We start from the raw sequence: 20,609 nt of genomic DNA on the forward strand, positions 1-20,609 counted from the left end.
ACCATAGTCCATGGCCAAGGTGCTCCGATAGAGTCTGGACCACGTTTTTCGACTCCCCCTGCGGCCTGAGGATTCACCGTGCTTGAGATATCGAACCTCTCCCACGTCTACGGCACTGGACCCGGCGCCCATCACGCCATCGAGGGGCTGAATCTGAGCGTCGCCGAGGGCGAGCTGCTGTGCATCGTCGGCCCTTCCGGCGCGGGCAAGTCGACACTGCTTCGCTCCATCGCCGGCCTCATCCAGCCCACGGGCGGCGAGGTCCGCATCGAGGGCAAGCTGGTCAAGCAGACCCCCGACAATCTGGCGGTCGTCTTCCAGGACTACAGCCGCTCGCTTTTCCCCTGGATGTCCGTGGCCGACAACGTGGCACTGCCGCTGCGCCGTAGGAAGATGGACAAACAACAGCGCAGGGCGGCCGCACAGGAGGCGCTGGAGTCGGTGGGGCTGGCGGAGGCCGGCAAGAAGTACCCCTTCCAGCTGTCCGGCGGCATGCAGCAGCGGGTCGCCATCGCCAGGGCCCTGGCCTACCGGCCCGCGCTCATGCTGATGGACGAGCCGTTCGGCTCGGTCGACGCGCAGACCAGGGAGGATCTGGAGGACCTGGTCCTGCAGGTGCGCGGGCACCACAAGATGACGATCGTGCTGATCACCCACGACATCGACGAGAGCGTCTACGTCGGCGACAGGGTCGTGGTGCTGTCCAAGGCCCCCGCGCACGTCGTCGGCGACCTGAAGGTCGAGCTGGCCGAGCCGCGCGACCAGATCACCACCCGCGAGCACTCCGACTTCGTCCACCTGCGCGCCGAGGTCGGACGCCTCGTGCGCGGCCTCGAGAGGACCCCTGCGTGAAACGAGCCGCCCTAGCTCTCGTTCTCCTGGTCAGCGGCGTGACCGCCTGCGGCGGCGGTGACGGCGGGGCGGCCCAGGAGAAGACGACGCTGACCGTCGGCGTGGTCCCCGTACCCTCCTCCGCACCGCTGTTCATCGCCGAGAAGAACGGCTTCTTCAAGGCCGAGGGCCTGACGGTCAAGACCGAGATCATCCAGGCCCCTCAGGCGGTCATGCCGAAGATCCTCAACGGCAGCATGGACGCCTTCCTGACCAGCTACGTCTCGCTGCTGGCCATCAACGACTCCGGCGCCGCCAAGCTGAGGCTCTTCCAGCACGTGCAGACCGCCGCGCCCGGCATCGCCAGCGTCGTGGTGCCCAAGGACTCCCCCATCAGGACGGCGGCCGACCTCAAGGGCAAGACCGTCGGCGTCAACGTGCTCAAGGCGCTCGGCCAGACCGTCACGAACGCCCACCTGCAGCAGGCGGGGCTCAAGCCCGACGACGTGAAGTTCACCGCGGTGCCCTTCGCCGACCAGCTGACCGCGCTGTCGACCAAGAAGATCGACGCCGCGTGGCTGGTGGAGCCGTTCCTGACGGCCGCCAGGAACGACCTCGGCGCGGTCGAGATCATCGACACCACCTCGGGGCCGACGGCGGGCCTGCCGCTCGACGCGTGGGGCGTGTCGGAGGAGTGGCTGACCAAGAACCCCAAGACGGCCGCGGCCTTCCACCGCGCGCTGGCCAAGGCGCAGCAGGTCGCCAGCGCCGACAGGAACGCCATCAACGCCGTCATCCCCACCTACACGCAGATCCCCGCGGCGGCGGCGTCGGCGATGAAGCTGGGCGAGTTCTCCGCCGAGGTCGACAAGGCCAGCTTCCAGAAGCTGGCCGACCTGCTGCACGGCTATGGCTATCTGAAGTCCAAGCCCGACGTCACCACCATGATCCCGTCCAAGATCGGATGATCAGAACGCTGGGGGTCCTCGGCTTCCTGCTCGTGCTGGAGGCCGCGGGACGCCTGGGGCTCATCGAGGCGCTGCCTCCCGTGTCCGTGGTGCTCGTGACGGCCGCGGGACTCGCGGCGGACGGCTCCTTCCTCTCCGACGTGGGCGCCACGCTGACCGCCTGCGCGGCGGGGCTGCTGATCGCGGTGGTCACGGCCGTCCCGGCCGGGCTGCTGCTCGGCTCGGTGCCCGCGGTCGAGCGGTCGGTGCGACCGCTGGTGGAGTTCCTGCGGCCGATCCCCTCGCTGTCGCTCATCCCGCTGGCGATGTTCCTCTGGACCGACAGCCATGACGCCAAGATCGCACTGATCGTCTACACCTGCTCGTGGCCGCTGCTCATCAACACGATGTACGGCCTGGCCGACGTCGACCCGCTCGCCAAGGACACCCTGCGCGGCTTCGGCTTCGGCCCCATGGCCGTGCTGTGGCGCGTCTCCCTGCCGAGCACCGCGCCGTTCATCGCGACGGGCGTGCGCATCGCGGTCTCGGTGACCCTTATCGTGGCCGTCAGCGTGGAGCTCCTCGCCGGAGGCGGCGGCGGGATCGGCGCCTACCTGGTGCAGGCGGGCAGCGCCAACAGGGTGGACAGGATGCTCGCCGCCACCGTCTGGGCGGGGGCGCTCGGCCTCGCCGCCAACGCGCTGTTCACCGCGGCGGAGCGGCGGCTGCTGCGCTGGAGGTGGGCCACGTGATCAGGCGCCTGGCCTGGTACTGGCTGATCCCCGTCGCGGCGCTCGCGTGGGAGATGGTCACCCGCTCCGCGGGAGCGGTCTACTTCCCTCCGCCCTCCACCATCCTGGCCAGGATGCGCGAGATGGCCGCGACCGAGGACGTCGCCGCCGACCTGGTGCCGAGCCTGGCCAGGCTGGCCGCCGGCTGGGCGCTCGCCGCCGCGGCGGGCGTCGCGCTCGGCGTGCTGCTCGGCCGCTCGCCGCTGCTGGCCAAGCTGGTGGAGCCGATGGTCCACTTCGGCAGGTCGGTGCCGCCCGCCGCCCTGCTGCCGGTGTTCCTGGTGTTCTTCAAGGTCGGCACCCCCATCCAGCTGGCCGCGATCGTCTACGGCGTGCTGTGGCCCGTGCTCGTCAACTCGATGGACGGCGCCCGCCACGTCGACACCCAGTACCTGGACACCGCCCAGGTCTTCCACCTGCCTCGCTGGCGGGTCGTGCTGGCCGCGGCGGCGCCGAAGATCTTCGCAGGGCTGCGGCTCAGCGTGGCGCTCGCGCTGATCATGATGGTGATCTCGGAGCTGTACGCCAGCAGCGAGGGCATCGGGCACCGGATGCGCGAGGCGGAGGGCAGCTTCGACATCCCCGCGATGTGGGCGGGCATCGTGCTGCTCGGCGTGCTGGGCGTGGTGCTGAACGGGCTCTTCCTGGCGGTGGAGCGCAGGGCGCTCAGGTGGCATCGGGGCCGTACAGCCGCCTGATCGCCTCCTTCTGCCGCTCGGCGAACCACTGCCGCGACGGCGCGGACGAGGCCAGCCCGTCGGGGCGCTCGACGTCGTGCCAGCCGTACTCCTCGGCCCAGAGGGCGGGCTTCACCCTGGACAGCAGGTTGCCCATGCCCGGGCGGCGACGGAAGCGGCGCAGCGCGGCCAGGTCGAGCTCGGCCGCGGCCACCAGAGACTCCCCCTGACCGGCCTGCGCCAGCGGACGGCCCTCGAAGTCGAGCACCTCCGAGCCCCCGCTGGTGGAGTCGCCCGGTATGGGCAGCCCCGCCAGGCCGCCGCTGTTGGCCGAGACCACGTACGCGAGGTTCTCGATCGCCCTGGCCCGCCTGGCGATCGCCTTCGGCGTGAGCGAGGGAGAGGAGGCCTCGGAGGTCGGATGGCAGAAGACCTCCGCGCCCCTGAGCGCCAGCGCCCTGGCCAGCTCGGGGAAGAGGATCTCCTCCGAGGCGATCACCGCCAGGTTGCCGAGCTCGGTGCGGGCGACGGGCAGGACGGCGTCGAGCCCGTAGACGTCGAGGTAGCGTTCCCAGACGTCGTAGGGCGAGGGGGAGAACATCGAGTGCAGCCGCCGGTAGCGCAGCACGTCCTCGCCCGCGGGCCCGAGGATGACGGTGGCCTGGAAGAACAGCTCGGGGAAGTGCGGATCGCTCTCGTAGGCGTTGACGCACAGGTACACGTCCTGCGCCTTGGCGATCTCGGCAAGCGCCTGGTACTCGGGCCCGCCCGGCGCGATGGCCGCCCTGGCCCGCCACTCCTCGACGCTCTCGCCGAAGGGGAAGCCGGTGAGCACGTACTCGGGCAGGACGACCAGCCGCAGGTCGGGCCCGATCCAGGCCTTGGCGGCCGCCGTCTGGGCGGCGATCGAGCCGATCGCCGCGCGCATGAGCGCGCGCGGGTCGGCCGCGCCGTTCACCGCCTGGGTGCTGACCTGCAGGGCCAGCGCCCGGTAGGCGGTCATCCGACTCGCTTCTCGTCGATCAGCGTGCGCCTGATGCACTCGCCTGACCTGATCCACTGCCACACCCTGCTTCGGGTGCCGCCGTCGTCGCTCAGCACGATCAGCTCGAACAGCTTGAGGTCCTCGCCCTCGGCCTTGTAGACCCAGTTGAGGTAGATGGTGGAGGCGTCGACCTCCCAGAACTCGCCGCTGATGCGCTCGGTGTCGAAGGCGCAGCGCCCGCCGCCGAGATAGGCGCCGGGGAACTCGTGCACCTCGCGCCTGCCGTCGTCCCAGGTGTACTCGTTGACCTGGTGGTAGGCGGCGTCGCCGACGATCGCGCAGGTGATGCGCGAGCGGTGCGAGTCGAGCACGCCGCCGTCGCGGCCGAGATGGAGGTAGGTGCCCTCCCACTCGCCTTCGTGCCTGGCCAGCAGCGGCATCTCCGCGCGAAGTCCCATCGCTACACGCTCCAGACGGATCGGGGTGACCTGTTCACCAGGTGGGCTCGGCGCCTGACGAAGCGGCCGATGGAGGCGGGGCCCATCCGCGAGCCGCCGAGGCCCGAAAGGTTGAAGGAGTCTTTCTCGCCCTCGTGGACGAAGGCGGTCAGCGCGGCGTCGTTGACGCTGACCGCGCCGGCTCTCAGCCTGGAGGCCACTGCCCTCGCCTCCTGCTCGGTGGCGGCGAAGACGGCGGCCGACAGGCCGTAGTCGGAGTCGTTGGCCAGCTCGACCGCCTCGTCGACACCGTCGAACGGCATCACGGGCAGGATCGGGCCGAAGGTCTCCTCCGTCATCACCCGCATGGTGTGGTCCACGCCGGTCAGCACCGTGGGGCGCAGCCGGTGCCACCCTTCGCGCCGCTCGATCTCACCGCCTGTGCGCACGACCGCTCCCCTGGCGACGGCGTCGGCCAGGTGCTCGGGGATGACGCCGGTCGTGACCAGGGGCCCCGCGGGAGCCTGCGCGGCCTTGGCCACCAGCAGACGCAGGAAGTCGTCGAAAACCTCGCGGGCCACGTAGACGCGTTCGATCGACTGGCAGGCCTGTCCCGCGTTGGCGGTGCCGCCGCGCAGGATCGCCGAGGAGGCCCGGTCGAGGTCGGCTCCCGCCAGCACGATCGCGGGGTCCTTGCCGCCCAGTTCGAGGAAGGCGGGGATGAAGGCGCGGGCGGCCGCCTCGGCCACCTGCCTGCCTGTGGCGACGCTGCCGGTGAACACCACCGCGTCGACCAGGCCGACCAGCGACCTGCCCGTCTCCGCGTCTCCCTCGACCACCCGCAGGGGCAGCTCGGCAGGGACCAGCCGCATGAGCGGCTCGACGAACCTCGGCGTCAGCTCGCTGGGCTTGACCAGCACCGCGCACCCCGCCGCCAGCGCCGGGACGGCGTCGATGAGGCCGAGCAGCAGCGGGAAGTTCCACGGGCTGATCACACCCACCAGCTCGTACGGCACCGCCTCGCCGCCCACCACGATCCCGGGCAGCGCCGAGGGCTCGTCGGGTCTGTCGGCCAGGAGGGCGGGAGCCTGCCGTACCCATCTGTCGACGGTGGCGGCCACGGCGCGCCGTTCGAGCTCGGACTCCTCCCGCCTGCCCGTGTCGGCGACCAGCGCTTCGAGCAGGTCCTCGTCACGCGCGACGGCCGCGCCGAAGGCGGTCAGCGCCCGGCCGCGGTCGGCCGCGCGCCAGGCCGCCGACCGCGAGCGCAGCGTCTGGGCCGTCGCGGCCAGTTCCTCGGCCGACGGCGGCGACAGCGGCCGGTCTGGCTCACCTGTGAGCGGGTTCCCCACCATGATCAGAGCCGACAATAGCCGCAAGGACGGCGGATCACCACCGGTTCTCTCGGGTCAGCGGCGCGGTCCCACGTGGCTCGTGAGCGCGTGCTCCACCAGAGTGATCAGCGTGCTCTTCACCGACTCGCGCGACCTGGCGTCCAGGCGCACGAGCGGGATGTGCGGCGAGAGGGTCAGCGCCTCCCTGATCTCCTCCTCCGCGTGGAGGTACTGGCCGTCCCAACCGTTGATCCCGACCACGAACGGCAGCTTCGCCTCCTCGAAGTAGTCGATGGCGGGGAAGCTGTCGGCCAGCCTGCGGGTGTCGACCAGCACCACGGCGCCGATCGCGCCGCGCACCAGGTCGTCCCACATGAACCAGAACCGGTGCTGGCCGGGCGTGCCGAACAGATAGAGGATGAGGTCGCGGTCGAGCGAGACCCTGCCGAAGTCCATCGCCACCGTGGTGGTCGTCTTGTTCGGCGTGAGCGACACGTCGTCGATGTGCGCCGACGCGTCGGTCATGACCGCCTCGGTGGTGAGCGGCAGGATCTCCGACACCGCACCCACGAACGTCGTCTTGCCCACACCGAAGCCACCAGCGACGACGATCTTCGTCGAGGTGAGCCCACCTTCAACAGGGAACGTGCTCATCGGTCCGCCAGGTGAGGTTCGAGCCGGCTGAGGCAGGCGATGGCGGTCAATGTCGCGCATTTCCCGTTGACACTAGAGCCTACGAAGTCCACTGAGCACCCTTTCAAGCAGGTTGAGATCCGGCTTACCCGCTTCCAGCTGCGGCTGGTGCACGCGGATCAGGCCCTCGGACGCCATGTCCGCGATCAGCACCCGGGTGATGCCGAGCGGAACTCGTAAAAGGGCGGAGACTTCCGCTACCGATCTGACCGATCGGCACAACTGGATGATCGCTTGGTACTCCGGACTGAGGAGAGAGAGGTCGCGATGTTCGGAGGTGGCCGAGGAGACCAGCGCCTCCATCGCGAACTTCACCCGCGGCGCCGTGCGCCCTCCGGTCACGGCATACGGCCTGACCAGAGAGCTCGACCCCTGCGGGCGCGGGGCAGGTTGTCGCCCCTGATTGTTATCACCAGCCCAACCCTGATCTGTCACAGCCTTCTCCTGTCCCCCATCTCACATCCGACTAGCGAGGGCGTGTCGCCTGCAGCTCGGCGCGTACGGCAGGCGTGAGCACCTGTCCCGCCCGCTCCACGAGCAGCGTCATCTGGTAGGCCACCAAACCCATGTCGCAGTCGGCGGCGGCGAGGACCGCCAGGCACGAACCATCACTGATGGACATGATCATCAAAAGGCCGCGCTGCATCTCGATCACCGTCTGGGTGACCATGCCGCCCTCGAAGACCCTGGCCGCCCCCTGGGTCAGGCTGATCACACCCGAGGCCACCGCGGCGAGCTGGTCGGCCCTGTCCTTGGGGAAGCCCTCGGAGTAGGCCAGGGGCAGACCGTCGGACGACACCACCACGGTGTGGGCCACACCTGGCACGTTGTTCACGAAGTCGGTGATCAGCCAGTTGACGCCCCTGGCGCCCTGACTCAGCTCTCTCATTGCTCCTCCTTGTTCTCGCGGGTGAACTCGCGGCCCTGCCGGACTCCCTGCTGGAAGCTGGACAGACGGCTGCGCACCCGGTCGGGCGAGATCGGTGCCGCCGGTTCGGGCGCGACGCTCTCCGCCGCGCTCGCCGTACCGGGGACCAGGTTGGCCTTCGGAACCCTGCGCGGCAGACCGGAGGCCGTGGTGCCGCCCTGGACGGGTTCCGCGGCGGCGCGAGCCGCCTGGAAGCCGCTGTCGGCAGGAGAGGACCACGAGGGCGGGGTCACCGGCGCGCTCTGGCCCGGCCTGCGCTGCGGCAGTCCCTGCGGACGCGCCTCACGCATGCTCTGCGCCTGCTGCTGACCGCGCGGGGCCTGCTCGGCCTGCTCCTCGGCCTGCGGCTGACGACGGGCGGCCGGCTGGGCCGGCGTCTCGTCCTTGGCGGCCTTCAGTTCCTCGGGGTCGGGCCTGCGGAACCAGTCGGAACCGACGGAGGAGAAGATCGGCAGGAACTCCTCGCCGTCCTCGTCCATGGGCGAGGTGCGCACGACGGGAAGCGGGCCTGTCATGTCGGGCTCCGGCAGCCCCATGAAGCCGCCCTGCGGCTCCTGGCCGACCCTGCCGAACGTCGCCGTGGAGTCCTGCGAGTGGAAGCCGGAGGTGTCGGAGGGTTCCCTGCGCGGGAGGTCCTGACCCGGCGCCTGCCTGGTCTCGAACTCGGGCGGGCGGCCGAAGGCGTCCATCGGCCTGGGCTCGGGCTCGGGCAGGCTCCTGGCGAACGGGTCGAAGGTCGGCTCGGCCTGACTCGGGGCGGCCGACGGCCACCCGCTGTCGGCGAAGCCGCTGTCCGAGAACCCGCTGTCGGAGTAACCACTGTCGGAGAACGCGCCCGTGGACGAGCCGCCCCTGTCGGTGGGGAACGCCCCGGTGGACGAGCCGCCCCTGTCGGTGGGGAACGCCCCGGTGGAGGAGCCACCCCTGTCGGTGGGGAACCCGCCGTCGGAGAAACCGCTGTCGGAGTAACCGCTGTCGGAGAAGCCGCCGTCGGAGAACCTGTCGCCGAACCCGCTGTCGGGGGCGCCGGCGAACCCGTTCACGGACGGCACGCCGCTGCCGGCGGGCCCGCCGTTGCTGGACGGGTTGCCGCCCTGCGTCCCGAAGGCGCGCTCCTCGTCCAGCGGAGGCCAGGCGGACTCGCCCTCGGCGGGAGGCAGCACCCCGGGCCACGGGGTGTGCATCGGCTCCTCGAAGGCCCGCACGTCCGGGGTGTCCATGCCGAACTGCGCCACGGGCGCCGCCAGCACGGGCGAGTCGAACGGGCTGTAGGAGCTCTGCGTCTGCTGGTAGGGGAAGCCGGTCTGCGCGGGGGCCGACGCGGACACCAGCAGGGTGTCGGGCAGCACCACCAGCGCGGTGACGCCGCCGGTCGGCTGCGAGCGCAGCTGCACCTTGATGCCGTGGCGCAGGGCCAGGCGGCCGACCACGAACAGGCCCATGCGGCGCGAGACCGACACGTCCACGACGGGCGGGTTGGCCAGGCGCCAGTTGGCCTGCGCGACCTCGTCGGCGGTCATGCCGATGCCGAGGTCGACGACCGCGACCATGACGCCGCCCTCGGTGCGGTTGCTGGAGACGCTGACCTTGGTCTCGCGGGGCGAGAAGGAGATGGAGTTCTCGATCAGCTCGGCGAGCAGGTGGACGACGTCGGTGACTGCGGGGCCGGCCACCATGGTGCCGGTCGGCACCTGGATGTTGACCCGCTCGTACCCTTCGACCTCCGACAGGGAGGCGCGGGCGATGTCGACCAGCTCGACCGGCTCGGTCCACTTGCGCGCGGCCTCCTGGCCGGCGAGGACCAGGAGGTTCTCGCTGTTGCGGCGCATGCGGGTGGCCAGGTGGTCGAGCTTGAAGAGGTTGGACAGACGCTGCTCGTCCTCTTCGCCGTTCTCCAGGCCCTCGATGAGCGACAGCTGCCGCTCGACGAGGGTCTGGCTGCGGCGCGAGAGGTTGACGAACATCGCGTTGACGTTGGCGCGCAGCTTGGCCTCGTCGCCCGCCAGCCGTACGGCCTCGCGGTGGACCTCGTCGAAGGCCCTGGCCACTTCCCCGATCTCGTCGCGGGTGAGCACGCCGATGGAGGGGACCTCGGGGATGACGGCGCCGTCGCCCGACTCGCGCAGCGCGCGGACCGTGTCGGGCAGGCGGCTGCCCGCCACCTCCAGGGCCTCGGCGCGCAGCCTGCGCAGCGGGCGGACCAGCGAGCCGGCCACACCGGTGGTGATTATCAGCACGAGCACCAGCAGGACGAGGATGACCGCGCCGGAGATGATGGCGTCGCGCTGCTCGGCGTCGCTCAGCACCCTGGTCTGGGCCACGATCGAGGCGGCAAGCTGGGTCTCGACCTTGCGCATGGCGTCGACGGTCTGCTCGGTGCTGTCGTACCAGAGCTGGAGGTCGCGGCGCGAGGTGATGTCGAGGTCGCGGATCTGCTTGTACTCGCGCATCTGGGCCAGCGCGCGCTGGCGCATCGCGTCGGCGCGGTCGATCTCCTGGCCCTTGACCGTCTTGCGGTAGAAGGCGAGGTCGTCGGCCGAGGCCTCGGTGTCGTAGATGGCGAGCTCGCCCTGCTGGGCGTTCCACGAGCCGAGGAAGTCCGACAGGTCGTCGTAGTCGAGGCTCCGCTCGATCTGCGCGACGAGGAGGATGACCTGCTGGCGGGAGACCTCCTCCTTGGCGCGCTCGATCGCGCCGAGCGCGGTGGCGTCACCGAGCAGGCGGTCGTTGTTGCCCGAGGCGATCAGCTCGCTCTGCAGGCCCTCCATGACGTCGATCATCGAGGTGAAGGTTTTGATCGCCGCTCGGGCGGGCACGCTGTCGCTGTCGCCGGCGATCGACTCGCGCAGGCCGTCGAGGCCGTTGAGCCATCGGGTGGCGTCGTCGACCTCGTGGCGCACGCGGGCGGAGTGCGCGTCGTCGATGGCCGTGGTGCTGGCGAGCACCTTCTTCTTCTCGGCGTCGACCACGTCGCGCTGGTTGCGCAGCGCGGCCAGGCGCCGCACGCGCCGGTTGTCGGCGATGTACCAGGCGGTGAGCGCGCGCTCCTTGCCCAGCTCGTGGGAGAGCGCGCCGAGCCGCTGCACGAGTTCGGCCACCTGGGTCAGGCGGCGGTACTCGGCGGCGGTGCCGATGGAGTTGGCCAGCTGGATCCCGGCGAGGAGGACGCCCACGACCGTGGGGATCAGGATGAGCAGGATGAGGCGCGATCGCACCCGCCAGTTGCCCAGCTGGAAACGACTGCCCGACCTGGGCTTCTTTCCTATGTCCTCCCCCGGGGCGGCGTGCCGGGGGTTATCCGTCCTCACAGAGTCTCGCAACCTCTCGCCATACGTGCTCGAAAATCTCTGACACGCATGTGGCGCATGGGATTCCAGGAGCGATCGTAATTGGAACACAACCTGACCAGATCAGCGAACGAGACATACTCCGCTAAACACCCACAAATCTGGCTTTTTTCACCCATAACGCCGCATGCCGTTTAGGCCGGCCGGAACGAGTCCCGCTCGGCTGGAGCCGCGTGCTTGATCATGAGGTGACGGGTCACGGAGTACTCCTGGACCGCCTCCTGGCTCATGTCCTTGCCGAAGCCGCTGCCCTTGACGCCGCCGTGCGGAGCCTCGCTGGCGATCGGCAGATGATCGTTCACCCACGTCACCCCGACGTCCAGCCGGTGCGAGACGCGCATGGCCCTGGCCACGTCCCTCGACCAGACCGAGGAGGCCAGGCCGTAGCGGGTGTCGTTGGCCAGCCTGACAGCCTCGTCCTCGCCGTCGAAGGGCAGCACGACAAGGACAGGGCCGAAAAGCTCGCCCTGGACGATCTCGCTGTCCTGCGCAGGACCCGCGATGAGGGTGGGCGGGTAGAAGAAGCCTGGTGCGTCGACGGGGGCGCCACCGAAGAGCACCTCCGCATCAGAACGGGCCACGAAGCCGTGCACCCTGTCGCGGTGCGCGGCCGAGATCAGCGGCCCGATGTCCGTCGTGGGGTCCCACGGATCGCCGATCGTGATCTCCGCCAGCGTAGCGCGGATCGCCTCCACCGCGTCCGCGTACACCTGCCTGGCGACGTAGACGCGGGTGGCCGCGGTGCAGTCCTGGCCGGTGTTGTAGGTCGCGCCCATGGCCACACCGCGCGCGGTCTCGGCCAGGTCGGCGTCCTCGAACACCAGCGCGGGGGCCTTGCCGCCGAGCTCCAGGTGCACGCGCTTGAGCGTGCGGGCGGCCCCGGTCATCACGGCCCGCCCGGTCTCCGTGGAGCCCGTCACGCTCACCATGTCCACGCCAGGGTCGGTGACCAGCGCCTCGCCCACCTGGGCGTCACCCGTCACGACCTGCACGAGCCCCTCGGGCGCGCCGGCCTTGGCGATCAGCTCGGCCAGGCGCATGGTCGTGCGAGGGGTCTGCGGGGCCGGCTTGATGACCACCGCGTTGCCCGCCGCCAGCGCGGGGCCGAGCTTCCACACCGCCATCACGAAGGGGAAGTTCCACGGCGCGATCGAACCCACGACCCCGACGGGACGGCGCAGCAGCACGGAGGTGTAGCCCGCGCTGAACACCCCGGCGCCGCTGCCGTCGAGCGAGCGGGCGGCCCCCGCGAAGAAGCGCAGGTTGTCGGCGGCGAAGGGCAGCTCACCGTCCCTGAAGACGGCGGCGGGCTTGCCAGTCTCCTCCACCTCGAGCCTGGTCAGCTCCTCGGCGTCGGCCTCCACCAGGTCCGCGAGGCGCAGCAGCATCCTGGCCCTGTCGGCCGGCGTGGTCTGCGACCACTCCTCGAAGGCCTGCCTGGCCCTGCGTACGGCGGCCGCCACCTCGGCGACGGGTGTGTCGGGCACCTCGGCGAACGGCTGGCCGGTGGCGGGGTTGATCAGTTGGCGCATGGTGTCTTTCCTCGGAAACGATCGGGTCGGTCGCCTGCCGTGACGGCGGAGACCAGGCCGCGGGGGAGCGCGTGCGGCGCTCCCCCTGGCTTCTACTGGCCGAGCTGCTCGATCAGGTCGGCGGCCTTGCGCAGGCCGTCGCGACGGCGGATCTCCTCGCCCGCCTCGGCCAGCTTCGCGCGCAGCGGCGCGTCACCCAGCAGCCTGTCGAGGGCGCCGGTGAGCTCCTCGTCGGTGAAGGTGTAGGTGGACAGGCGCACGCCGTAGCCCAGCTCGGCCACGCGCTGGGCGTTGTCGTACTGGTCCCAGAACAGCGGCAGCAGGATCATCGGCTTGCCGAAGTGCATCGCCTCGGTGGTGGTGTTGTTGCCACCGTGCGTGATGACCAGGTCGACCTGGGGAATGATCTTAGTCTGCGGCAGGAACTCCGCGCCCCACATGTTGTCGGCGAGCTTGATCTCCTCGTGCAGCGGGCCCTTGGAGACGATGAAGCGGTGCGGGGTGGTGGCCAGCACGTCGATCACGCGCTGCATGAGCTCCACGTCCGCCGAGCCGAGCGAGCCGAGCGAGAAGTAGACCAGCGCGCCCTCACCCTTGGCGAAGGGCAGCTCGAACTCCTCGTCGGTCTCGCGGACGGAGGAGTCGAGGCGGTGCCAGCTCGGGCCGAGCGGACGGGCGTCGGTGTAGTCGAGCGGCTCGGGGTAGACGTAGAGGTTGAGATCGCCCTCGTGGATGAAGTCGAGGTCGGGCAGCGGCTCGGTGCCCTGCTCGACGCACCACTCGTTGAAGGCGGTCCAGATCTCGCGGTGGGTGCGGTCGTACTCGGCGCGGAAGGTGTCCCACTCGGAGGAGTCGTCGGCGGGCAGGCCGGAGAAGACCGGCGCCACCTGGGGGCCGCGCACCTCCAGCGGGTTGCAGGAGACGATCCTCACGAACTTCTTGCCCGCGGTCAGCAGCGCGGGGAAGGTGATCACGTTGTCCTCGACGATGATGTCGGGCCGCACCCTGTCGATGATCGCCTTCAGCTGCGGCTCGCAGTACTTCACGCCGTCGATGAGCGCGTCCCAGATCGGCTTGGTGACGGTCTCGAGCTGCTCCTGGGTGCTCTTGCGGTACTCAGGGGCGGTGTCGCGGATGAAGTCCTTCCAGAACTGACCCGCGTCCTGCTCCTCCTCGGCCGGAGGGGCGAGGTCGACCAGGTCCTCCTCGAAGCCCAGCGCCTCGAGCTTGCCCTTCCACGACGATTCAGCTGCGAAGACCACACGGTGCCCGCGACGGCGCAGGATGTCGCCGATGCCGATGCTGTTGTTCGTCGGGCCGTACGCGCTTTCAGGCATGAACAGGATGGTGAGAGACATCATCTACTCCGGGAGGAACGCTCAGTTGAATTGCGATTCAAATACTGATCTAGCGGGAGAGTCAACTTCAAGGCAGTATGTGCCCGGTTGACCTTAATGACACGATAGAAACGGGGGTGCTGGTGACCGCGCGCAAGAGCCGCTCGGACCGGCGCATCGACCTCATCGAGGCGGCGCGCAGGGCCATCATCCGCCACGGCATCGACGGGGTGCACCTGGCCCACGTGGCGGAGGAGGCGGGGCTGACCTCCGGCGCGGTGCTCTACCACTACCCCGACCTCAGCGAGCTGCTGGTCGAGGCGCACCACGCCAGCGTGGAGCGCTTCTACGAGCACCGCATGCGCCAGATCTCGACGATCAGCGACCCTGCCCGCAAGCTGGTGACGACGATCCGCTCCGGGCTGCCCACCGGGCCGCTCGATCCCGACGTGCGCCTGCTCAACGAGCTGGGCGGGGCGGCGGGCCGCAACCGGATCTACGGCCTGCTGCTCACCACCCTCTTCGACCGCCAGGTGTCGATGTACCAGGCGATCCTGGACACGGGACAGGCGCTGGGCGTCTTCGACCTGACGGCCGAGTCTCTGACGATCTCGCGCAACCTGGTGGCGCTGGAGGACGCCTACGGCTACCGCATCACCGCCAGGCACCCGCTCATCGGCCCCGAGGAGGCCGCCGAGCTCATCCTCGACTACGCCCGCACGGCCACGGGCTGCGACCTGTCTCACTGAATCAGCACCGCGTCGGCGCTGTTCCAGCCGAGCCTGACCTGAGCGCCCGCCTCGACCTTCGCGGCGCCCTGCTGGGCGACCAGGACGGGCTTGTCCCTGCCCGGCACGGTGACCGCGATGTGCGAGATCCCGCCGTAGAAGCTGACGTCCAGCACGGTGCCGAGCAGGCCGCGATCGGTGAGCCTGACGTTCTCAGGCCTGACGGCCAGCAGCGCGTCGACCCCAGCCACCTCGGCGCCCTCGCCCGGCAGCACGCCGAGCTCGGGGACGTCGAGGCCGCCCGGCACCACGGTGCCCTCGAAGAGGTTGTTGGCGCCGACGAAGTCGGCCACGAACGGCGTGCGGGGCCGCTCGTACAGGGTGACGGGCTCGTCCACCTGCCGCACCTGCCCCTTTTCGAAGACGGCGATGCGGTCGGCCAGCGACATGGCCTCCTCCTGGTCGTGGGTGACCACGACGAAGGTGATGCCGACCTCGTGCTGCAGCCGCTTGAGCTCCAGCTGCATGCCCGCCCGCACCTTCTTGTCCAGCGCCGACAGCGGCTCGTCGAGCAGCAGCAGGCGCGGGCGCTTGACGATCGCGCGGGCCAGGGCGACACGCTGGCGCTGGCCGCCCGACAGCTGGGACGGCTTGCGCCCCGCCATCTCGGCCAGGCCGACGGTCTCGAGCACCTCGTCGACCCGCTGCTTGATCTCGGCCCTGCCGAGCTTCTCCTGCTGCAGGCCGTAGGCGATGTTCTTGGCCACGCTCATGTGCGGGAACAGCGCGTACGACTGGAACATCAGGTTGATCGGCCGCCTGTTCGGCTGCATCGACAGCAGGTCGTCGCCGTCGAGCGTGACGGTGCCCGCGTCGGGGGTCTCGAACCCGGCCAGAATCCGCAGCAGCGTGGTCTTCCCGCAGCCCGAGGGGCCGAGCAGGGCGAAGAACTCGCCCTGCCCGATCTCCAGCGAGACGTTGTCGAGCGCGGTGACGTCACCGAACCTGCGGGTGACGCCGTCAATCTTGAGCACGAAACTCCCCGATCTTCGTCATGCGCTGGGCGACGATCACCACGGTGAAGCTCACCAGCAGCAGGATCGACGCGAGCGCGTTGATCTCCGGGGTCACCCCGAACCTGATCATTGAGTAGATGACGATGGGCAGCGTCGGCTCGGTCGGCGCCGCCGTGAAGAACGCGATGACGAACTCGTCGATCGACAGGGTGAAGGCCAGCAGCGCGCCTGCCACGATGCCGGGCGCGAGCTGCGGCAGCGTCACCCTGACGAAGGTGGTGACGGGCCCCGCCCCGAGGTCGCGCGAGGCCTCCTCCAGCGAGGAGTCGGCGTGGGCGAGCCTGGTGCGCACGACCGCCGCCACGAAGGCCATGCCGAACAGCGCGTGCGACAGGATCACCGAGTGCAGGCCGAGGCTGAACTGCACCACGTCGTAGAAGACCAGCAGCCCGATCGCCAGCACGAGGTCGGGCAGGATCGCCGGCATCAGCCCGAGCGCGTCGAGCAGCTTGGAGCGGGTGTGCCTGGCCAGGCCCACGGCGAGCAGGGTGCCGAGGACCGTGGCGAGCACGGTCGATCCCCCCGCCACGATGAGGGTGTTGACCAGGCCCTCCATGACCTTGTCGTCCTCGGCGAGCACGCCGTACCACTTGAGGCTGAAGCCCTCGTGGAGGTAGGGCGACTTGCCCTCGTTGAAGGACATCACGACGAGGACGGCGATCGGCGCGTAGAGGAAGACGTAGGTCAGCCAGAACGGCACGTAGAGGAAGCGCGGCCTACCCACGGCGGCTCACCCACGACTGGATCACCAGGAGCACGATCAGGACCAGGATGACGGCCAGCGCCAGCGTCGAGCCGAAGGGCCAGTCACGCGACTTGAGGAACTCGGCGCGGATCAGGGTGCCGACCGTGGCCGTGCGTCCTCCTCCGAGGATCTCGGGGATGACGAAGTTGCCGAAGCTGGGCACGAAGACGAACAGGCAGCCGGTGGCGACGCCGGGCAGCGTCAGCGGCAGCGTGACCCTGCGGAAGGTCGTGAAGGCCGAGGCGCCCAGGTTGGCCGAGGCCTCCCGCAGCTGCGGGTCGAGCTTCTCGATCGCCGCGTACAGCGGCAACACCATCAGCGGCAGGTAGGAGTAGAGCAGCCCCGTGACGATCGCTCCGTGGTTGTACAGGAGCTCCATCTGCGTGCCCAGAGCCGAGTTGATCAGGCCGGGCCCGCTCAGCAGGATCGTCCACGCGTAGACCCTGATGATGAAGTTCGTCCAGAACGGCAGCACGATCGCGACCAGCGCGACGGTCTTCCACGTGCGCGGCAGCCTGGCGATCAGGTACGCCGTGGGGTAGCCGAGCAGGAGCGCGAACACCGTGGTGAGCGTGGCCAGCTTGATCGACGTCAGGACGACGTCGAGGTAGAGCGGGTCGAACAGACGGCTGAAGTTCTCCGTCGTGAACTCGTAGACGATCCCGCCGAAGCGGCCGCGTCGGAAGACGGTGTAGCTGAGGATCAGCGCGAGGGGCACCAGCAGGAGCACCGCCAGGTAGGCGACGCCCGGGCCCAGGAACACGAACGCGCCCAGCCGGCGCCCCCATCGAGGGGACACCGGCCGGGGCTTGCCGACGACTTTCACGGCTACTTGGCCGCGACCTCGGTCGAGAGGCGGGTGTACTTGACCGACGCCTCGCCCAGGTCGATGGCAGCCTCACCGTTCAACAGCTCGGCGGGAGAGATGCCGAGGAGCGAGCCCTCGGGCACCTCGACCTTGTCCATGGCCGCCTTGTTGGGCACCTTGTAGTTGATGTTGGCGGCCGCCCAGCTGTGGATCTCCGGGTTCAGGATGTAGTTGATCAGAGCGTGCGCGGCCTCCTTGTTCTTGGAGGACTTCATGATCACCATCGTGTCCACCCAGAGGTCGCTGCCCTCGCTCGGCACGACGAACTTGATGTTCTTCTTCGCGTCGGTGGTCGGGCACCAGCCGTCCCACGCCTCGGCCATCACGGCCTCGCCCGACTGGAGCTTCTGGCCGAAGGTGACGTCGTCGTAGATCACGTGCGGCTTGGCCGCGAGCAGCAGCTCCTTGGCCTTGGCGATCTCCTCGTCCTTGGTGGTGTTGACCGAGAACTTGAGGACCTTGAGCGCGGGCAGGGCCAGCCAGCGCTCGGTGGCCAGCATCGTGACCTTCTTGTCCGCCCATGCCGGCGGCTTCAGGATGTCGTTCCAGCTCTTCGGCTCGGCCTTGACCAGGTCGCTGCGGTAGCAGATGCCGGTGGTGCCCCAGGTGTAGGGGACCGAGAACTTGTTGCCCTTGTCGTAGGAGAGCTGCGTGGCCTCGGGGTAGAGGTTGCTGAGGTTGGGGATCAACTCGGGGTGGATCGGCTCCAGCAGCCCCTGCTCGTTGAGCGCCTGGGCGTACTGCCCCGAGACGAACGCCACGTCGATGCTCTCGCCGGCCTGCGTGGTCAGCTTGGCCATCGCGGTCTCGTTGGTGTCGTGCTCGACGATGTCGACCTTGCCGACCTTGAGCTCGGCCTTGGCCTTCTCGGCCAGCTCCTTGGGCGTGTAGCCCGGCCAGACGGTCACCGTGAGACTCTGCTTGGACAGGTCGGCCTTGGCGTCCAGCTGCGCCGCAGCGCTCGGAGCTGGTTTCGCGCTGTCGGTCGACGACTCGCCGCCGCACGCCGCGACGGCGAGCGCGAGTCCGGTCGCCACCACGACGACCGGAAGACGACGGGTGTACCGGATACGGGACACGGCCGCTACTCCTTCTAGATTCAGATGTACGAGGGGTCTCGCGACCAACCGGGCACTGCAGACCAAAGCAGGAGTGTTGCAGCCAACATCAACATGAGCAAGACTTTTCCGGACATTGTCACCAGGAAGTTTGATCCCGTTGTTGAATCGCGATTCAATTTGGGAGCGATTGCTCTCACTGGGTGAGAATCCCGTCACCGATCGGGAGGACACCGCTGTTCCCCGCGCGGGAGACGGCGTCACCTCGGCGCTCCTCGCGGCGCTGCGCTCCGACCCTCCACCGCCATTCTCCCTGTACCGCTACCTTCCCCTGCCCGACGGTCCAGGACCGGGGGAACCAGCGTGGGAGGAGCGCGGCATCGACGTCGACCAGACCAACCACTCGGTGGTCGTGGGCGAGCGGATCGTGGTGAAGTGGATGGCCGTTCCCGCGCCGCTCCCCCACCCGACGCTCGTCGCCTTCGCGCACCTCACCGAGGCCGGCTTCGAGCACACGGCGCCGCCGTACGCGGCGCTCACCGTGGTCGGTTCCTCGGGGGCCGAGCGGCTGCTCGCCCTGGTCACCGGGTACCTGCCCGAGGCGCGCGACGGATGGGAGTGGTGCGTGGACGAGGCGGAGGCGGGCCGTACCGCCTTCGCCGCCACGCTCGGCCGCCTGGCCGCCGACCTCCACCTGGCCCTCGCCACCTTCCCGCCGGCCGGTGCCCAGGCCCCGCCCGCCTCCTCACCCGCTTCCCCGCCGGCCTCCGCGCCGGCCTCCGCGCTCTCCGACAGGGCCGAGCGGGCGCTTGAAGAGGCGCTCGGGCTCACCGACGGGGAGGACGGCACGTGGCTGCGCGAGCACGCCGACGCGCTCCGCGCCCGGCTCGAGCCCCTGGCAGACGCCGTCGGCGGCGCCACGATCCGCATCCACGGCGACTTCCACGTGGGCCAGATCCTCCAGTGGCGCGACGGCTACGCCGTGATCGACTTCGACGGCAACCCCACCGTCGCGGAGGCCGAGCCGTACCAGCCTGCCGCCCGCGACGTCGCCCAGCTCACCACCAGCCTCGAGCACGTCGCCCAGGTCGCGATCAAGCGCAGGGGCACCGCCCCCTCCGCCGCCGCCACGTGGGCCGCGACCGCCCGCGAGACGTTGCTGTCGGCCTACAGGGAGAGGCTGCGCGCCGAGGGCAGGCCCGAACTGCTGGACGAGCGGCTGATCGGCCCGTTCGAGATCGAGCAGGAGTGCCGCGAGCTCATCTACTCCGCCCGTCACCTGCCCCGCTGGCGCTACGCCCCGATGGGCGTGCTGCGCACCCGCTTCACCGAGGAGACCCCGTGAACCCCGAACTCTTCCAGGCCGACCTGGAGGCCAAGCCCGCCGCCCTCATCGACCTGGCCGCCTGGCTGGAAAAGGAGCGGCCGCCGCTGCCCGAGGGGGTCAGGCGGGTGGTCTTCCTCGGCATGGGCAGCTCCCGCTACGCCGCGGGCGTGGCCGCCCTGCGCCTGCGGGCCAGGGGTTTCGACGCCTACGCCGAGTACGGCTCGGCCGCCGCCACCTTCCCCGCGGGCCCCGAGACGCTCGTCGTGCCGATCTCGGCGACCGGAGGGAGCAGGGAGACGCTCGACGCCCTCGCCCGCTACGCGGGCGGCCCCTCCCCCGTCGTCGCCCTCACCAACGTGCCGGACTCGGCGATCACCGAGGGGGCCGACGCGGTCATCCCGATGCTGGCGGGCGAGGAGCGAGGCGGCGTGGCCTGCCGTACCTTCCAGCACACGCTGATCCACCTGCTGGCGATGGAGTCCGAGCTCACGGGGGCCGGGCGCGACCTCCCCTCGCTGGTACGGCTGGCCGCCGAGGCCACCTCGGACCTGCTGGAGCGGCGGGAGCAGTGGCTGCCGCTCGCCCTCGACCTGCTCGACGGGCCGAACGGCGTCTACGCCATCGCCCCCGCCGAGCGGATGTCGTCGGCCGAGCAGTCGGCGCTGATGGTCCGGGAAGGGCCGCGCCGCCCCGCCGACGCGTGCGAGAGCGGCGACTGGTCACACGTGGACGTCTACCTCACCAAGACGCTCTCCTACCGGGCGCTGCTGTTCCCAGGCTCCGCCTACGACGCCCAGGCCATGGACTGGGTACGGCAGCGCGGCTCGACCGTCCTCACGGTCGGCGGCCACGTGGAGGGAGAGCGGGGCTCGATCCGCTACGCGCACGACGAGGACCCCGACGTCGCCCTGCTGACCGAGACCCTCGTCGCCGAACTGGTCGCGGCCCACTGGTGGCGCGGCGCCTGA

The 20,609-nt window shown here is 69.9% G+C and carries 20 protein-coding genes; 7 read left to right on the plus strand and 13 right to left on the minus strand.

Annotated elements, in window-relative coordinates:
• Window positions 1-78: 78 nt before the first annotated feature.
• The 4 genes from ABFX55_RS27120 to ABFX55_RS27135 are packed head-to-tail and all read left to right on the plus strand — an operon-like array spanning window position 79 to window position 3,267.
• Window positions 79-852, plus strand: coding sequence for an ABC transporter ATP-binding protein (locus ABFX55_RS27120; RefSeq protein WP_346125518.1), 774 nt, complete (start codon window positions 79-81; stop codon window positions 850-852).
• Window positions 849-1,799: an ABC transporter substrate-binding protein gene (locus ABFX55_RS27125; protein ID WP_346125520.1), complete on the plus strand. Its 951-nt coding sequence runs from the start codon at window positions 849-851 to the stop codon at window positions 1,797-1,799. The genes ABFX55_RS27120 and ABFX55_RS27125 overlap by 4 nt, the downstream gene beginning before the upstream one ends.
• Window positions 1,796-2,530, plus strand: coding sequence for an ABC transporter permease (locus tag ABFX55_RS27130; RefSeq protein ID WP_346125522.1), 735 nt, complete (start codon window positions 1,796-1,798; stop codon window positions 2,528-2,530). Before ABFX55_RS27125 ends, ABFX55_RS27130 begins: the two co-directional genes overlap by 4 nt.
• Window positions 2,527-3,267, plus strand: a complete 741-nt coding sequence (locus tag ABFX55_RS27135; RefSeq protein ID WP_346125524.1) for an ABC transporter permease — start codon at window positions 2,527-2,529, stop codon at window positions 3,265-3,267. Before ABFX55_RS27130 ends, ABFX55_RS27135 begins: the two co-directional genes overlap by 4 nt.
• On the opposite strand, the gene ABFX55_RS27140 is transcribed toward ABFX55_RS27135, so the two are convergent.
• The 9 genes from ABFX55_RS27140 to ABFX55_RS27180 form a co-directional block, all read right to left on the minus strand.
• A complete protein-coding gene (locus ABFX55_RS27140; protein WP_346125526.1) occupies window positions 3,236-4,249 on the minus strand; it encodes a nitrilase-related carbon-nitrogen hydrolase in 1,014 nt (337 codons plus the stop codon). The genes ABFX55_RS27135 and ABFX55_RS27140 overlap by 32 nt on opposite strands.
• On the minus strand, window positions 4,246-4,689 hold the full coding sequence (locus tag ABFX55_RS27145; protein WP_346125528.1) for a hypothetical protein: 444 nt from the start codon (window positions 4,687-4,689) through the stop codon (window positions 4,246-4,248). The genes ABFX55_RS27140 and ABFX55_RS27145 overlap by 4 nt, the downstream gene beginning before the upstream one ends.
• 2 nt (window positions 4,690-4,691) lie before the next feature.
• On the minus strand, window positions 4,692-6,023 hold the full coding sequence (locus ABFX55_RS27150) for an aldehyde dehydrogenase family protein (RefSeq protein ID WP_346125530.1): 1,332 nt from the start codon (window positions 6,021-6,023) through the stop codon (window positions 4,692-4,694).
• Window positions 6,024-6,077: 54 nt separating this feature from the next.
• Window positions 6,078-6,656, minus strand: a complete 579-nt coding sequence (locus tag ABFX55_RS27155) for a GTP-binding protein (protein ID WP_183648757.1) — start codon at window positions 6,654-6,656, stop codon at window positions 6,078-6,080.
• Between the two features lie 72 nt (window positions 6,657-6,728).
• A complete protein-coding gene (locus tag ABFX55_RS27160; protein ID WP_221241885.1) occupies window positions 6,729-7,055 on the minus strand; it encodes a DUF742 domain-containing protein in 327 nt (108 codons plus the stop codon).
• A gap of 106 nt (window positions 7,056-7,161) precedes the next feature.
• Window positions 7,162-7,584: a roadblock/LC7 domain-containing protein gene (locus tag ABFX55_RS27165; protein WP_183648763.1), complete on the minus strand. Its 423-nt coding sequence runs from the start codon at window positions 7,582-7,584 to the stop codon at window positions 7,162-7,164.
• A complete protein-coding gene (locus ABFX55_RS27170; protein ID WP_346125532.1) occupies window positions 7,581-10,838 on the minus strand; it encodes a nitrate- and nitrite sensing domain-containing protein in 3,258 nt (1,085 codons plus the stop codon). The genes ABFX55_RS27165 and ABFX55_RS27170 overlap by 4 nt, the downstream gene beginning before the upstream one ends.
• 266 nt (window positions 10,839-11,104) lie before the next feature.
• Window positions 11,105-12,502, minus strand: a complete 1,398-nt coding sequence (locus tag ABFX55_RS27175) for an aminobutyraldehyde dehydrogenase (protein WP_346125534.1) — start codon at window positions 12,500-12,502, stop codon at window positions 11,105-11,107.
• Window positions 12,503-12,594: 92 nt separating this feature from the next.
• Complete coding sequence (locus tag ABFX55_RS27180) at window positions 12,595-13,839, minus strand: glycosyltransferase (RefSeq protein WP_346125536.1); 1,245 nt, start codon at window positions 13,837-13,839, stop codon at window positions 12,595-12,597.
• A gap of 143 nt (window positions 13,840-13,982) precedes the next feature.
• Between ABFX55_RS27180 and ABFX55_RS27185 the strand changes: the two genes are divergently transcribed.
• Entirely contained in the window at window positions 13,983-14,588 is a 606-nt protein-coding gene (locus ABFX55_RS27185) for a TetR/AcrR family transcriptional regulator (protein WP_346125538.1), read from the plus strand.
• Here ABFX55_RS27185 and ABFX55_RS27190 read toward each other — a convergent pair.
• The 4 genes from ABFX55_RS27190 to ABFX55_RS27205 are packed head-to-tail and all read right to left on the minus strand — an operon-like array spanning window position 14,582 to window position 18,335.
• On the minus strand, window positions 14,582-15,601 hold the full coding sequence (locus ABFX55_RS27190; protein WP_346125540.1) for an ABC transporter ATP-binding protein: 1,020 nt from the start codon (window positions 15,599-15,601) through the stop codon (window positions 14,582-14,584). The two genes, ABFX55_RS27185 and ABFX55_RS27190, sit on opposite strands and share 7 nt — an antisense overlap.
• On the minus strand, window positions 15,588-16,367 hold the full coding sequence (locus ABFX55_RS27195) for an ABC transporter permease (RefSeq protein WP_312895589.1): 780 nt from the start codon (window positions 16,365-16,367) through the stop codon (window positions 15,588-15,590). The genes ABFX55_RS27190 and ABFX55_RS27195 overlap by 14 nt, the downstream gene beginning before the upstream one ends.
• Window positions 16,360-17,187, minus strand: a complete 828-nt coding sequence (locus ABFX55_RS27200) for an ABC transporter permease (protein ID WP_312895590.1) — start codon at window positions 17,185-17,187, stop codon at window positions 16,360-16,362. The genes ABFX55_RS27195 and ABFX55_RS27200 overlap by 8 nt, the downstream gene beginning before the upstream one ends.
• A 29-nt stretch (window positions 17,188-17,216) precedes the next feature.
• Window positions 17,217-18,335, minus strand: a complete 1,119-nt coding sequence (locus ABFX55_RS27205; RefSeq protein ID WP_346125542.1) for a polyamine ABC transporter substrate-binding protein — start codon at window positions 18,333-18,335, stop codon at window positions 17,217-17,219.
• A gap of 169 nt (window positions 18,336-18,504) precedes the next feature.
• Between ABFX55_RS27205 and ABFX55_RS27210 the strand changes: the two genes are divergently transcribed.
• The gene (locus ABFX55_RS27210) at window positions 18,505-19,659 is read left to right on the plus strand and encodes a hypothetical protein (RefSeq protein ID WP_346125544.1); all 1,155 of its coding nucleotides are present in this window, start codon (window positions 18,505-18,507) and stop codon (window positions 19,657-19,659) included.
• The gene (locus ABFX55_RS27215; protein WP_346125546.1) at window positions 19,656-20,609 is read left to right on the plus strand and encodes an SIS domain-containing protein; all 954 of its coding nucleotides are present in this window, start codon (window positions 19,656-19,658) and stop codon (window positions 20,607-20,609) included. Before ABFX55_RS27210 ends, ABFX55_RS27215 begins: the two co-directional genes overlap by 4 nt.

It is taken from the genome of Nonomuraea roseola (assembly GCF_039535395.1).
Taxonomy (GTDB): domain Bacteria; phylum Actinomycetota; class Actinomycetes; order Streptosporangiales; family Streptosporangiaceae; genus Nonomuraea; species Nonomuraea roseola.

What these genes read in the sequence shown, in the direction of transcription:
- ABFX55_RS27140 (WP_346125526.1), bottom strand. Translation starts at nt 4,249, where the DNA reads ATGACCGCCTACCGGGCGCTGGCCCTGCAGGTCAGCACCCAGGCGGTG.
- ABFX55_RS27130 (WP_346125522.1), top strand. Translation starts at nt 1,796, where the DNA reads ATGATCAGAACGCTGGGGGTCCTCGGCTTCCTGCTCGTGCTGGAGGCC.
- ABFX55_RS27180 (WP_346125536.1), bottom strand. Translation starts at nt 13,839, where the DNA reads ATGCCTGAAAGCGCGTACGGCCCGACGAACAACAGCATCGGCATCGGC.
- ABFX55_RS27145 (WP_346125528.1), bottom strand. Translation starts at nt 4,689, where the DNA reads ATGGGACTTCGCGCGGAGATGCCGCTGCTGGCCAGGCACGAAGGCGAG.
- ABFX55_RS27155 (WP_183648757.1), bottom strand. Translation starts at nt 6,656, where the DNA reads ATGAGCACGTTCCCTGTTGAAGGTGGGCTCACCTCGACGAAGATCGTC.
- ABFX55_RS27175 (WP_346125534.1), bottom strand. Translation starts at nt 12,502, where the DNA reads ATGCGCCAACTGATCAACCCCGCCACCGGCCAGCCGTTCGCCGAGGTG.
- ABFX55_RS27150 (WP_346125530.1), bottom strand. Translation starts at nt 6,023, where the DNA reads ATGGTGGGGAACCCGCTCACAGGTGAGCCAGACCGGCCGCTGTCGCCG.
- ABFX55_RS27165 (WP_183648763.1), bottom strand. Translation starts at nt 7,584, where the DNA reads ATGAGAGAGCTGAGTCAGGGCGCCAGGGGCGTCAACTGGCTGATCACC.